Annotated in this window: 12 protein-coding genes; 4 read left to right on the top strand and 8 right to left on the bottom strand. The window is 68.6% G+C overall.

Annotated features, from left to right (window positions below; genetic code table 11):
• Window positions 1-25: 25 nt before the first annotated feature.
• From tal to pgl, 4 genes are read left to right on the top strand one after another with little or no spacing between them, the layout of a single operon-like run.
• The gene (gene tal / locus ACIBB8_RS02995; protein ID WP_398948661.1) at window positions 26-1,144 is read left to right on the top strand and encodes a transaldolase; all 1,119 of its coding nucleotides are present in this window, start codon (window positions 26-28) and stop codon (window positions 1,142-1,144) included.
• Window positions 1,145-1,149: 5 nt separating this feature from the next.
• The gene (zwf, locus tag ACIBB8_RS02990; RefSeq protein ID WP_398948660.1) at window positions 1,150-2,682 is read left to right on the top strand and encodes a glucose-6-phosphate dehydrogenase; all 1,533 of its coding nucleotides are present in this window, start codon (window positions 1,150-1,152) and stop codon (window positions 2,680-2,682) included.
• The gene (gene opcA, locus ACIBB8_RS02985; protein ID WP_398948658.1) at window positions 2,679-3,701 is read left to right on the top strand and encodes a glucose-6-phosphate dehydrogenase assembly protein OpcA; all 1,023 of its coding nucleotides are present in this window, start codon (window positions 2,679-2,681) and stop codon (window positions 3,699-3,701) included. The genes zwf and opcA overlap by 4 nt, the downstream gene beginning before the upstream one ends.
• Window positions 3,698-4,480 carry a 6-phosphogluconolactonase gene (gene pgl, locus ACIBB8_RS02980; RefSeq protein ID WP_398948656.1) on the top strand — a complete coding sequence of 261 codons (783 nt, stop codon included), beginning with the start codon at window positions 3,698-3,700 and terminating at the stop codon, window positions 4,478-4,480. Before opcA ends, pgl begins: the two co-directional genes overlap by 4 nt.
• A gap of 278 nt (window positions 4,481-4,758) precedes the next feature.
• Here pgl and ACIBB8_RS02975 read toward each other — a convergent pair whose 3' ends face one another.
• The 8 genes from ACIBB8_RS02975 to ACIBB8_RS02940 form a co-directional block, all read right to left on the bottom strand.
• Window positions 4,759-4,884 carry a hypothetical protein gene (locus ACIBB8_RS02975; RefSeq protein WP_398948654.1) on the bottom strand — a complete coding sequence of 42 codons (126 nt, stop codon included), beginning with the start codon at window positions 4,882-4,884 and terminating at the stop codon, window positions 4,759-4,761.
• 4 nt (window positions 4,885-4,888) lie between these two features.
• Entirely contained in the window at window positions 4,889-6,541 is a 1,653-nt protein-coding gene (pgi, locus tag ACIBB8_RS02970; RefSeq protein WP_398948653.1) for a glucose-6-phosphate isomerase, read from the bottom strand.
• A 156-nt stretch (window positions 6,542-6,697) separates the two neighbouring features.
• Window positions 6,698-7,033, bottom strand: coding sequence for an RNA polymerase-binding protein RbpA (locus ACIBB8_RS02965; RefSeq protein WP_078839979.1), 336 nt, complete (start codon window positions 7,031-7,033; stop codon window positions 6,698-6,700).
• Between the two features lie 109 nt (window positions 7,034-7,142).
• A complete protein-coding gene (secG, locus tag ACIBB8_RS02960; RefSeq protein WP_078839980.1) occupies window positions 7,143-7,379 on the bottom strand; it encodes a preprotein translocase subunit SecG in 237 nt (78 codons plus the stop codon).
• Between the two features lie 116 nt (window positions 7,380-7,495).
• The gene (gene tpiA / locus ACIBB8_RS02955) at window positions 7,496-8,272 is read right to left on the bottom strand and encodes a triose-phosphate isomerase (protein WP_398948651.1); all 777 of its coding nucleotides are present in this window, start codon (window positions 8,270-8,272) and stop codon (window positions 7,496-7,498) included.
• 6 nt (window positions 8,273-8,278) lie between these two features.
• The gene (locus tag ACIBB8_RS02950) at window positions 8,279-9,490 is read right to left on the bottom strand and encodes a phosphoglycerate kinase (RefSeq protein WP_398948650.1); all 1,212 of its coding nucleotides are present in this window, start codon (window positions 9,488-9,490) and stop codon (window positions 8,279-8,281) included.
• 110 nt (window positions 9,491-9,600) lie between these two features.
• Window positions 9,601-10,605 carry a type I glyceraldehyde-3-phosphate dehydrogenase gene (gene gap / locus ACIBB8_RS02945; RefSeq protein WP_398948649.1) on the bottom strand — a complete coding sequence of 335 codons (1,005 nt, stop codon included), beginning with the start codon at window positions 10,603-10,605 and terminating at the stop codon, window positions 9,601-9,603.
• A gap of 185 nt (window positions 10,606-10,790) precedes the next feature.
• Window positions 10,791-13,742, bottom strand: coding sequence for a M14 family zinc carboxypeptidase (locus tag ACIBB8_RS02940; RefSeq protein WP_398948647.1), 2,952 nt, complete (start codon window positions 13,740-13,742; stop codon window positions 10,791-10,793).
• Window positions 13,743-13,871 lie beyond the last annotated feature (129 nt).

Below are 13,871 nucleotides of genomic sequence, written 5' to 3'. Positions count from 1 at the left end.
ACGACTAGTAGGAGATGCAATTCTCATGACAGACGCACTCAAGCGCCTCTCCGACGAGGGCGTGGCGATCTGGCTCGATGACCTGTCGCGCAGGCGGATCACCTCCGGCAACCTCGCCGAGCTGATCGACCAGCAGCACGTCGTGGGCGTCACCACCAACCCGTCCATCTTCCAGAAGGCGATCTCGCACGGAGAGGGTTACGAGCAGCAGCTCACCGACCTGGCGACCCGCAAGGTCACGGTCGACGAGGCCATCCGCATGATCACGACGGCGGACGTCCGCGACGCCGCCGACATCCTGCGCCCGGTCTTCGACGCCACGGGCGGCCAGGACGGCCGGGTCTCCATCGAGGTCGACCCGCGTCTGGCCCACCACACCCACGCCACGATCGCCGAGGCCAAGCAGCTGGCCTGGCTGGTCGACCGGCCGAACACGCTCATCAAGATCCCGGCGACGAAGGCCGGTCTGCCGGCGATCACCGAGGTCATCGGCAAGGGCATCAGCGTCAATGTCACGCTGATCTTCTCGCTGGAGCGCTACCGCGAGGTCATGAACGCCTACCTGGCCGGCCTGGAGAAGGCGCAGGCCGCCGGCCTGGACCTCTCCAGGATCCACTCGGTGGCGTCGTTCTTCGTGTCCCGTGTGGACTCCGAGATCGACAAGCGCCTCGACGCGATCGGCACCGACGAGGCCAAGGCGCTGAAGGGCAAGGCGGCGCTCGCCAACGCCCGGCTGGCGTACCAGGCGTACGAGGAGGTCTTCTCCTCCGACCGCTGGGCGGCTCTGGACAAGGCGCAGGCCAACAAGCAGCGTCCGCTGTGGGCCTCCACCGGTGTCAAGGACCCCGCGTACAAGGACACGCTGTACGTCGTCGACCTGGTCGCCCCCGGCACGGTGAACACCATGCCCGAGGCAACCCTGGAGGCCACGGCCGACCACGGGCAGGTCACCGGCAACACCGTCGCCGGCACCTACGAGCAGGCGAGGGCCGAGCTCGACGCCGTCGCGAAGCTCGGGATCTCCTACGACGACGTCGTGCAGCTCCTCGAGGACGAGGGCGTCGAGAAGTTCGAGGCGTCCTGGATCGATCTGCTCAACTCCACCGAGGCGGAGCTCAAGCGCCTCGCTCCTTCGGAGGGCTGACCACATTGTCTGGTGTTCCCGGAGCCAACCCGCTCCGTGACGCCCAGGACCGCCGGCTCCCGCGTATCGCGGGGCCGTCGGGTCTGGTCATCTTTGGCGTCACGGGCGATTTGTCCCGCAAAAAGCTGATGCCTGCCGTCTATGACCTGGCCAATCGCGGCCTGCTGCCACCGGGCTTCTCGCTCGTCGGCTTCGCGCGCCGCGAGTGGCATGACGAGGACTTCACCCAGGAGGTCCACGACGCCGTCAAGCAGCACGCCCGCACGCCGTTCCGTGAGGAGGTCTGGCAGCAGCTCATCCAGGGGATGCGCTTCGTCCAGGGCAACTTCGACGACGACGAGGCCTTCGAAACCCTCAAGGCCACCATCGAGGAGCTCGACAAGGAACAGGGCACGGGCGGCAACTTCGCCTTCTACCTGTCCGTGCCACCGAAGTTCTTCCCGAAGGTCGTCCAGCAGCTGAAGAAGCACGGACTGGCGGACCAGACGGAGGGTTCCTGGCGGCGCGCCGTCATCGAGAAGCCGTTCGGTCACGACCTCACCAGTGCCCAGGATCTCAACCAGATCGTGCACGACGTGTTCCCGCCCAACGAGGTCTTCCGGATCGACCACTACCTGGGCAAGGAGACGGTCCAGAACATCCTGGCGCTGCGGTTCGCCAACACGATGTTCGAGCCGATCTGGAACCGGAGCTACGTCGACCACGTCCAGATCACGATGGCCGAGGACATCGGCATCGGCGGCCGGGCCGGCTACTACGACGGCATCGGCGCCGCCCGTGACGTCATCCAGAACCACCTGCTGCAGCTGCTGGCGCTGACCGCGATGGAGGAGCCCGGCTCCTTCCACCCGAAGGCCCTGGTCGCCGAGAAGCTCAAGGTGCTCACGGCGGTCGAACTGCCGGAGGACCTGGGCAAGCACACCGTGCGCGGCCAGTACGCCCACGCCTGGCAGGGCGGCGAAGAGGTCCTCGGCTATCTGGAGGAGGACGGCATCGACCCCAAGTCGAAGACCGACACCTTCGCCGCGATCAAGCTGACGATCAACAACCGCCGCTGGGCGGGCGTGCCGTTCTACCTGCGTACCGGAAAGCGGCTCGGCCGCCGGGTCACGGAGATCGCGGTGGTCTTCAAGCGCGCCCCGTACCTGCCGTTCGAGTCGGGGGCCACGGAAGAACTGGGCGGCAACGCGCTGGTCATCCGGGTACAGCCGGACGAGGGCGTGACCGTGCGGTTCGGCTCCAAGGTGCCCGGCACCTCCATGGAAGTCCGGGACGTCACGATGGACTTCGCCTACGGCGAGTCCTTCACCGAGTCCAGCCCGGAGGCGTACGAGCGGCTCATCCTCGATGTGCTGCTGGGCGACGCCAACCTCTTCCCCCGCCACCAGGAGGTCGAGCTCTCCTGGAACATCCTCGACCCGATCGAGGAGTACTGGGACAAGCACGGCAAGCCCGCGCAGTACCCGGCGGGCACCTGGGGTCCGGCCGAGGCGGACGAGATGCTCGCACGAGACGGACGGAGCTGGCGTCGGCCATGAAGATCGACCTTACGGAAACCACCTCCAGCAAGATCAACCAGGCGCTGGTGTCGGCTCGGCGTGCCGTCGGCACGCCGGCCATCGGCATGGTGCTGACCCTGGTCATCGTCACCGACGAGGAGAACGCGTACGACGCCCTCAAGGCGGCGAGCGATTCCTCCCGCGAGCACCCCTCGCGGATCATCGCGGTGATCAAGCGGGTCAGCCGCTCGCCGCGCAGCCGGCGCGACGCGCGGCTCGACGCCGAGGTACGGGTCGGTTCCGACTCGGGCTCCGGCGAGACCATCGTCCTGCGCCTCCACGGTGAACTGGCCAACCACGCCCAGTCGGTGGTCCTGCCGCTGCTGCTGCCGGACGCCCCGGTCGTGCTGTGGTGGCCCGAGGACGCGCCGTCCGACCCGGCGAAGGACCCGCTGGGCGCGCTCGCCCAGCGCCGGATCACGGACGCCTACTCGGCGGAGGAGCCGAGCGCCGAACTCGCGGCGCGCGCCCAGTCGTACACCCCGGGAGACACGGATCTGTCCTGGACCCGCATCACCCCATGGCGCTCGATGCTGGCGGCCGCGCTCGACCAGAAGCCGGTCGAGGTGCTGTCGGCGACGGTCGAGGGCGAGTCGGAGAACCCCAGCTGCGAGCTGCTCGCCATGTGGCTCGCGGACCGGCTCAAGGTACCGGTGCAGCGCACGGTGTCCGGCGGTCCCGGTCTGACGGCCGTACGGATGGAGACCAAGGACGGCACCATCATCCTGGACCGCCCGGACGGTTCGCTGGCCACGCTCTCCATGGAGGGGCAGCCGAACCGTGCGGTGGCGCTCAAGCGGCGGGAGACCGCCGAGCTGCTCGCCGAGGAGCTGCGCCGTCTGGACCCGGACAACACCTACGAGGCCACGGTGAAGTTCGGTGCGGAGAATCTGGCCGGCGCGGCAGCGCCCGAGCCCGCCGCAGCGAAGGCGTCCGAGCCCGCCGCTGCCCCGACCCCGGCGAAGAAGACCGCGGCGAAGAGGGCGGCAGCGAAGTGAGTGCCCCTCAACTTGTCGTGCACCGCGACAAGGAGCTGATGGCGCAGGCCGCCGCGGCCCGGCTGATCACGAAGATCGTGGACGCCCAGGCCGCGCGCGGCTACGCCTCGGTGGTCCTCACCGGTGGGCGCAACGGCAACGGCCTGCTGGCCGCGCTCGCCGCCGCGCCCGCCCGGGACGCGATCGACTGGTCGCGGCTCGACCTGTGGTGGGGCGACGAGCGGTTCCTGCCGGACGGCGATCCGGAGCGCAATGTCACGCAGGCCCGTGAGGCCCTGCTGGACTCGGTGCCGCTCGACCCGTCCCGGGTCCATGCGATGCCCGCTTCGGACGGTCCCTGCGGCAACGACGCCGACACCGCTGCGGCCACGTACGCCGCCGAACTGGCCAGCGCGGCCCGCCCGGAGGACCACGGCCCGGTCCCGACGTTCGATGTGCTGATGCTGGGCGTGGGCCCGGACACTCATGTCGCGTCGCTTTTCCCGGAGCTGCCCGCGGTACGGGAGACCGAGCGCACCGTCGTCGGTGTGCACGGCGCTCCCAAGCCGCCACCCACCCGCATCTCGCTGACGCTGCCCGCGATCCGGGCCGCGCGCGAGGTGTGGCTGCTCGCGGCGGGCGAGGACAAGGCGGAGGCCGCGGCCATCGCACTGTCGGGCGCCGGGGAGATCCAGGCCCCGGCGGCGGGCGCGTACGGACGCAGCCGCACGCTGTGGCTGCTGGATTCGGCGGCGGCCTCGCAGCTGCCGCGCGCGCTGTATCCGCCGGCCTCTCCCTGAGCGGTCGTCAGTACCGCTGACAACAGGCCCGGTTCGCTCCCAGGAGCGGGCCGGGCCTGTCTGTGTCCGGCACCTGCGGGAGCGAACCGCCGAGCCGGGGCCGCGCCACGGGCACGTCCGCGGTACCGCATCGGCGCACTCGGTCCCACCCGGAGACAGACCTGGCTCAGAGCCTGTCGTGCGACGACGAGGGCACTGGGACGGCCGGACCGTCGCCGGGGGCGAGCGCGTCGAATCCCGGTCGTCAACGGCCCGAAGGGTCCGCAGGCGGAGCGGGGTCAGGTGTTCTGCGGCGTACGCTCCAGGAAGGGCGCCAGCAGGCCGGGGACGGCCTCGGAGGCGAAGCCGAGGCCGTCGCTCGTACCGGGCGGCCGGAGCCGCACCGTCCCCTCCCCCGCGGTCATCGGGTCAGCGGCCCCGCCGCGTGCGGTACGCGGCGACGAGGGCGGCGGTCGAGCTGTCCAGCTGCTCGCCCCCTGTGCCCTCGGTCAGCACCGGCTCGATCTTCTTGGCGAGAACCTTGCCGAGCTCGACGCCCCACTGGTCGAAGGAGTCGATGTTCCAGACGGCGCCCTGGACGAAGACCTTGTGCTCGTACAGCGCGATGAGCTGGCCGAGGACGGACGGCGTCAGCCGGTCCGCGAGGATCGTCGTCGTGGGGTGGTTGCCCCGGAACGTCTTGTGCGGCACCAGTTCCTCGGCGACGCCCTCGGCGCGGACCTCGTCCGGCGTCTTGCCGAAGGCCAGCGCCTGGGTCTGGGCGAAGAAGTTGGCCATCAGCAGATCGTGCTGGGCGACGAGCCCGGGCAGCAGGTCGGCGACCGGCTCGGCGAAGCCGATGAAGTCAGCCGGGATGACCTTGGTGCCCTGGTGGATCAACTGGTAGTAGGCGTGCTGCCCGTTGGTGCCGGGCGTGCCCCAGACGACCGGTCCGGTCTGCCACTCGACCGGACTGCCGTCCCGGTCCACGGACTTGCCGTTGGACTCCATGTCCAGCTGCTGCAAGTAGGCGGTGAACTTGGACAGATAGTGGCTGTACGGCAGTACGGCATGCGACTGGGCGTCGAAGAACGCGCCGTACCAGATGCCCAACAGGCCGAGCAGCAGAGGGGCGTTGGCCTCCGCCGGTGCGGTGCGGAAGTGTTCGTCGACGAGGTGGAAGCCGTCGAGCATCTCGCGGAACCGGTCCGGTCCGATGGCGATCATCAGCGAGAGACCGATGGCGGAGTCGTACGAGTAGCGGCCGCCCACCCAGTCCCAGAACTCGAACATGTTGGCGGTGTCGATGCCGAAGTCCGCGACCTTCCCGGCGTTGGTCGAGAGCGCCACGAAGTGCTTGGCGACCGCGTCCTGCTCGGCCCGAAGGCCGGTCAGCAGCCAGTTGCGGGCGGAGGTGGCGTTGGTGATCGTCTCGATCGTTGTGAAGGTCTTCGACGCGACGATGAACAGCGTCTCGGCGGGGTCGAGGTCGCGAACGGCCTCGTGCAGGTCGGCGCCGTCGACGTTCGACACGAAGCGGACGGTGAGCGAGCGGTCCGTGAAGGAGCGCAGCACCTCGTACGCCATGGCGGGGCCGAGGTCGGAGCCGCCGATGCCGACGTTGACGATGTTCTTGATCGGCTTGCCGGTGTGGCCGGTCCACTCCCCCGACCTGACGCGGTCGGCGAAGGCCGCCATCCTGTCGAGCACGGCGTGCACGGCGGGTACCACGTTCTCGCCGTCGACCTCGATCACGGCGTCGCGCGGGGCGCGCAGCGCGGTGTGCAGGACGGCGCGGTCCTCGGTGGTATTGATCTTCTCGCCGCGGAACATGGCGTCACGCAGCTCGGCGACTCCGGTGGCGCCGGCGAGCTCGCGCAGCAGTCGGAGCGTCTCGTCGGTGACCAGGTGCTTGGAGTAGTCCAGATACAGATCGCCGACCCGGAGGGTATATCCGGCCCCGCGCTCCGGATCGTCGGCGAACAGCTGCCGCAGATGCGTCTGCCCGAACTGCTCGCGGTGCTTGCCGAGAGCGGTCCACTCGGGCGTCTGATTCAGCTTGGTTCGGCTTCGTGCGTTCATCCCGGATATCAGCCCACTTCTTCTCGTACGTGCACATGCCCCGCTGCCCCTCCAACTTAATTGATCAGGGGGGATTGACGAGGCGACGGAGAGCTGCGGCGCCGGCAAATGCACTCCGGCCGGGCACCCACGGGGTGACCGGCCGGTGAACCAAAACTAGATTTCGCCCCGGAGTTTGGCCAGGGCCTCGGCGAGGATGGCCTCGCCGTCCGCATCGCTGCGACGCTCACGTACGTACGCGAGGTGCGTCTTGTACGGCTCGGTGCGCGGCGGGTCCGGCGGGTTGTCCCGGTCCTGACCGGCCGGGAAGCCACAGCGCGGGCAGTCCCACGTGTCCGGTGTCTGCGCGTCACTGGCGAAGCTCGGCTGCGTCTCGTGCCCGTTCGAGCACCAGAAGGAGATGCGGAGACGCGGCGCGGACTCGCCCCGCTCGGCCTCACCCATCGGCCCCGCTCCGACCCGGCTTCCCCGGATCGCGTTGCCACTTGCCACGGTCGTAACTCCCTGCGTGATGGTGCTCGAAGATGCCCCAGTCTACGTAAGGCCCAACGCGCGTCCAGTGAAAGGAGTTACACCCTCACCGGGAATCGCGGACGCCGGGTCAGTTGTCCAGCTTCATCAGCAGACCAAGCACGACAATGCACGCGAACCATCCCAGACCGACCACCACGGTGATCCGGTCGAGGTTTCGCTCGGCGACCGAGGAGCCACCGACGGACGACTGCATACCGCCACCGAACATGTCGGAGAGGCCGCCGCCCTTTCCCTTGTGCATCAGCACCAGCAGCATCAGCAGCAGGCTGAAGACGATCAGGGCGATCGAGAACCCCATAACCACGGCTGGTCCCTACTTTCCGGAATTCCCTTGGACTGCTCTAACGGACAACGGGGGCCGGGGGGACAATGCCCCCCACGGCCCCCGCAAGGGTACGACGGATCGGCGCTACCGCATACTCACTGGTCGCGGAAGCGGACGATCTTGACGAATTCGTCGGTGTCCAGTGCGGCGCCGCCGATCAGGGCGCCGTCCACGTCGGGCTGCGCCATGATCGCCGCGACGTTCCCGGACTTCACCGAGCCGCCGTACTGGATACGGACGGCGTCGGCCAGCTCCTGCGAGTACAGCTCGGCGAGCCGGCGGCGGATCGCACCGCAGACCTCCTGTGCGTCCTCGGGGGTGGCGACCTCACCGGTGCCGATGGCCCAGACCGGCTCGTAGGCGATCACGATGGACTCGGCCTGCTCGGCCGGGATGTCCTTCAGGCCGCCGTCGAGCTGCGCGAGGGTGTACGCGACCTGGTCACCGGCCTTGCGGATGTCCAGGCCCTCACCGACGCAGAGGATCGGGGTCAGGCCGTGCCGGTACGCGGCCTTCACCTTGGCGTTGCAGATCTCGTCGTTCTCGCCGTGGTACTGGCGGCGCTCGCTGTGGCCGACCGCGACATAGGTGCACTTCAGCTTGGCGAGCATGGGGCCGGAGACCTCACCGGTGTACGCGCCGGAGTCGTGCGCCGACAGGTCCTGGGCGCCGTACTTGATCTTCAGTTTGTCGCCGTCGACCAGCGTCTGCACCGAGCGCAGGTCGGTGAAGGGCGGCAGGACGGCGACCTCGACGGCGTCGTAGTCCTTGTCGGCCAGGGCGAAGGCGAGCTTCTGGACGTGTGCGATGGCCTCGAGGTGGTTGAGGTTCATCTTCCAGTTGCCCGCCATCAGCGGGGTACGGGTGCTCATGAAAGGTCAGTCCTCCAGTGCTGCAAGGCCGGGAAGCGTCTTGCCCTCGAGGTATTCGAGGCTGGCGCCGCCACCGGTCGAAATGTGGCCGAATGCGTTCTCGTCGAAGCCCAGGATGCGGACGGCAGCGGCGGAGTCGCCACCACCGACGACACTGAAGCCCGAGGAGTCGACGAGGGCCTGGGCGACCGCCCGGGTGCCCTCGGCGTAGTCGGGGTGCTCGAAGACGCCCATCGGGCCGTTCCAGAAGACGGTGACGGCGTCGGCGAGCTTCGAGGCGTACAGCTTGTTGGTCTCGGGTCCGTTGTCCAGACCCATCACGCCGGCCGGGATGGCGTGCGCGGGCACGGTGCTGTGCTGGGTCGGCGCCTTGGTCTTGAGGTCCGGGAACTGCTCGGAGACCACGACGTCGACGGGGAGCACGAACTCCACGCCCTTCTCCTCGGCGCGCTTCAGATACTCCAGCACCGCCGGGATCTGGTCCTCCTGCAGGAGGGAACTGCCTACCTCGTGGCCCTGGGCCCTGAGGAAGGTGTACGCCATGCCACCGCCGATGAGGATGCGGTCGGCCCGCTCCAGCAGGTGGTCGATGACGCCGAGCTTGTCGGAGACCTTGGAGCCGCCGAGCACGACGGCGTACGGACGCGCGACGTCCTCGGTGAGCTTCTTCAGGACGCCGACCTCGGTGGCGATCAGGTCGCCCGCGGCGTGCGGCAGCCGGGCCGGGAGGTCGAAGACCGAGGCGTGCTTGCGGTGGACGGCTCCGAAGCCGTCGCCCACGTACACATCGGCGAGCTCGGCGAGCTGGTCGGCGAACGCGCCGCGCTCGGCGTCGTCCTTCGACGTCTCGCCGGGGTTGAAGCGGAGGTTCTCGATGACGGCGACCCGGCCGTCGGTGAGGGCTGCGACCGTGGCGCGGGCGGACTCGCCGACCGTGTCGGTCGCGAAGGCGACGTCGGCGCCGATCAGCTCGCCGAGCCGGGCGGCGGCGGGGGCCAGGGAGAAGGCCGGGTCCGGGGCGCCCTTGGGGCGGCCCAGGTGCGAGGCGACGATGACCTTCGCACCGGCCGCGGCGAGCTTCTGCACGGTCGGCTGGACGGCGCGGATGCGGCCGTCGTCGGTGATGGTGGTGCCGCTCAGCGGCACGTTGAGGTCGGCGCGGACGAATACGCGCTTGCCGGTGACCCCTTCGGCGAGAAGTTCGTCGATGGTCTTCATCTTGCTGGACTCCTTGGAGGGCGGGAGAGAGCATGCAACGAGGCTCGAACGGCGCTGCGTTGCGCTGTCCGAGCCCCGTGCTCACATCGAGGTGCCTGCCGATTCGACGGTCAGAGCTGGTTGCCGACGAACACGGTCAGGTCGACGAGGCGGTTGGAGTAGCCCCACTCATTGTCGTACCAGCCGATGACCTTGACCTGCGTGCCCTCTGCCATGGTCAGCAGGGAGTCGAAGGTGCAGGACGCCGGGGTCGAGACGATGTCCGAGGACACGATCGGATCCTGGGTGTAGACGAGCTTGCCCTTGAGCGGGCCCTCGGCGGCCTTCTGGAAGGCGGCGTTGACCTCGTCGCGGGTGACCTCGCGCTCCAGCGTGATGACCAGGTCGGTGACCGAGCCGGTCGGGACCGGAACGCGCATCGCGATGCCGTCGAGCTTGCCCTTGAGCTGAGGGAGCACCAGAGCGGTGGCCTTGGCGGCACCGGTCGTGGTCGGGATGATGTTCTGCGCGGCGGCGCGGGCGCGACGCAGGTCGGAGTGCGGGAAGTCCAGGATGCGCTGGTCGTTCGTGTACGCGTGAACCGTCGTCATGAGGCCCTTGACAATGCCGAAGCTCTCGTCGAGAACCTTGGCCATCGGCGCAACACAGTTGGTGGTGCAGGAGGCGTTGGAGATGACGTGGTGGTTGGCCGCGTCGTACTTGTCCTCGTTGACGCCCATCACGATGGTGATGTCCTCGCCCTTGGCCGGAGCCGAGATGAGGACCTTCTTGGCACCACCGGCGATGTGCTTCTCGGCGTCCGCCTTCTTGGTGAAGATGCCGGTCGACTCGATGACGATGTCGACGCCCAGCTCACCCCAGGGAATGTCGACCGGGTTGCGCTCGGAGAGCACCTTGATGGTGTGGCCGTCGACGGTGATGCTGTCGGCGGTGTGGCTGACCTCGGCCTTCAGACGCCCCAGAATGGTGTCGTACTTCAGAAGGTGGGCCGTGGTCGCAGTGTCACCCAGGTCGTTGACAGCCACGATCTCAATGTCCGCACCCTGCTCCAGCAGCGCGCGGAAGTAGTTACGACCGATGCGGCCAAAGCCGTTGATGCCTACGCGGATCGTCACGAACCGATCTCCTCGTTGATAAGCCGGGTTTCGACGCCGGCTAGCTTCATGAGATGTCCCCGACCGCCTACGACCCTACCTCCCCCAATGCCCAGGCATGGCATCAAGCAGCCGTATATACGGCGCGGCGGTCCGTACCCCCCGGTTAGGGGCACGGACCGCCGCAATCCTGTGGCTGCTCGGCGTCAACGACGCAGGGCGGCGAGTGCCTTTCCGACGAGCCGCGTGCGCTCGTCCGGGTTCACGAGGTTCTCGAGCCCGAAGCCCAGCAGCACGGTGTCGCGGGTGGCGACCGACGCGTACGACTTGAAGAGCTCACCCGCGCGGGCCCAGTCTCCGTCGACGGCCGGGCTGCCGGCCGGCGCGCCCTGCACGGTCCAGACGCCGAGGGAGGTCTCGAAGTCCTCGGACTCCTTCTCCGTCCCTCCGACGAACAGGGCGGCGTTGTCCGCGAACACACCGCGGCCGCCGGAGCCGGGGTCGGTGATGTAGCTCAGGGACAGTTCGACCTTCTTGCCCGCGTAGCCGCTGAGGTCGAAGGCGACCTGCTTCCAGCCGGCGGAGGAGCCGGTGAAGCTGTTCCAGGCTCCGCTGGTGCCGTTGGCCACGCAGCCGGCCGCGGTGAGGGTCAGGTAGTGCCGAAGGAACGGGTGGCCGTTGATGAAGTAACCGGCTCCGCACTCCGTGGGCACCGCGGTCCTGGTGGCACCGCCGGCCTCCGGCAGCGTGGTCCAGTCCTCGGCCCCGGTGGTGTGCGCCTCCAGCACGGCGTGGTCGTAGCCCTGCTCGGTGTTCCAGTTGACCGCGAAGCGCAGCTCGGGCTTGTCGGCCGCGCTGACTCCCGTCAGATCGACGGTACGGGTCAGCCGCTTCCAGTCGTTGTCCGTATGCGTGGCGGCCGCCATCCACTGGCCGGCGTAGGGGGCGTACGGATTGACGATTCCGGCGTACCGGCCCGCCTCGGCGCTCTTGAACTGCGGGAACTCCGTCGCGGGCAGGCTGTCCGAGGTGACCGTGTACGCGCCGGCCGCATTCAGCGGACCGCCGGCGCTGCCGCTGAGTCCGCCGGTGGCGCCGGCGAGGACTCCGCTGCCGTTGAACCCGGTGGCGCCGTTGGCGTTCGTACGGCCGTACGCTCCCAGGTAGTACTGGCTGAAGTCATCCGTCACGGCCCGGCCGATCTGGACGTTGCCGCCGGCCCGGGTGCCGGCCTCGATCAGCTTGCCGCCTCCGTTGAGGAATTCACGGAGCGCCATCTGCGTGGGTCCGCCGGGCGTCCTGGTTCCGGCGTAGTGCACGACGGTGGAGAAGTGGCTGAGGACCCCGAGCGGGTGCGGTACACCCTGGGTGGCGACGTCCCAGACGACCGCGCTGCGGCCGTTGGCCTTCAGAGCGTCGGCGTACAGCTGGGCGTTCTGGGCGGCGGCACCCTCCTCGGCGATCACCAGGGTGTTCGCCTTGGCGCGCTCGGCGACGGTGTAGGTGAAGGGCTCACTGGAGGTGCGCTGGCCGCCCTTCGTGCGGCCGGTGAACCAGACCTCGACCCGGTCACCCGGCTCCGCGTCCTCGACCTCGGCCCGGTAGTCGTCGAAGTGGATGTTGTCCTTGCCGCCGTAGAACTTGCCGCCCTTCCAGGCTTCGAGGTCCTCCTTGTGCGTGCGGCCCCCGTTGACGCGGTAGTTCAGCTCCTTGTCGCGCAGCGACTTGCGGGCCACGACGGAGACCTCCTGGTCGCCACCGCGGGCGTAGGAAGTGGTGAAGGTGTCGGGGGTGAAGTCGGGGGCGGTCAGGCCGACCGAGGAGGAGGGCTGGTCGGGGTGGGCGGCGGTCTCGGCGACCGAGAGGGCGAACGGGATGTTCTTGGCGAACTCCTGCTGGATCAGCTTCTCGTCGTCCGGGAAGTTGAACCCGGACTGGCAGTCCTCGGCGCGCCAGGCGTCATCGGGGTCGATGGCGGAAGCCGTCTGGCAGGTGGTCATCTCCGGAGTGAACATCATCATCCCGTTGACGTTCGCCGCGTGTCCGTCGGCCTCGCCGTTGGTGGTGTAGAGCTCGGAGGAGACCTGCGGGTAGTAGCCGGGGACGGCTGAGTTCTCGGGCGTACCGGCGAGAGCCTTGTACAGGATGTCGTCGGGGGTCGGGGTGGCGACCTGCCATCCCACGCCGTAGAGGAGCAGCTCGGCGGCGGAGTGGTAGTTGATGCCGTATTCAAAGCCGATCCGCTTCTCGAAGCGGTCCAGGGCGACGGTCTCCGGCTCGGAGTTGGGGCCCGCGCCGCGGAAGGTCTGACTCGCCGGGTTGGCGGACGAACCCTCGTTGTCGTAGCCCCACTTGTAGGCGAAGTTACGGTTGAGGTCGACGCCGTCGGTGGCGGTGTAGGCGCCGTCGCCGTTGTTGTCGCGCATGTTCTTGCGCCACAGCCGATCGCCGTCGGGGCTGTGGGTGAAGTCGTAGCCGTCCGGGTTGGCGGAGAGCACGAACCACAGCTCGGTGGAGTCCACGATCTTGGTGATCCGCGGGTCCTTGCCGTAGTTGTCGAGGTAGTAGTGCATCAGCCGCCGGGTCATCTCGGGCGTGATCCACTCGCGGGCGTGCTGGTTGGACATGTACAGCACCGGGGGCTTGGAGCCGTCCCCGGAGGTCTTGGCGCCCTTGGTGAGCTTGAGAGCGAGGATGTCCTGGCCCTGGAGCGTCTTGCCGATCGAGATGACCTTGGTGAGGCCCGGGTGGGCCTTTCCGGTCGCGATGATCTCTTCCTGGATGTTGCCCTTGCCGCTGTACGGGCGGAAGACGCCGTCCCCAGCGGCGGCCAGCCCTCGCTGCGTCCGGGCCGAGACCTTGCGCTCGGTGAGTTCGACGCCCTTCGCCTTCAGACCGGCCACCTCGGCGTCGGTGAGGAAGAGCTCGACCTTCGCTGTGCCCTTGTCGGGCGCGCGCTCGCCCAGTTCGTGTGCGTCCTGGCCGGCCGCGAGAAGCAGCGGAATCTGCTCCTTGGTGACATCGGCGTTGTAGACCTTCACGGCGTCGGCGCCCGCGTCGGATGCCTGTCCGTCCTGCGCCTGGGCGACGGGTGCCGCCGCCAGACCCGCTATCAGCAGTGAAGCCGCTGCGAGCATCGATCTCGCCCTGCGTCTCATAAGCCCCCCTTGCTGTTGGCTGCCACATGAGTGAACCGACGCAAGGCTCATGACAACCCCATGATCAAGTCAAGGGTCGTGACAGGGTCCGTAAAAGCCGCTGCCGGTACCCCGACGGGGCGCCGGCAG

Origin of the sequence: Streptomyces sp. NPDC051286, assembly GCF_044455345.1 — a bacterium.
Taxonomy (GTDB): domain Bacteria; phylum Actinomycetota; class Actinomycetes; order Streptomycetales; family Streptomycetaceae; genus Streptomyces.
This window is presented reverse-complemented; position numbering and strand designations above follow the sequence as displayed.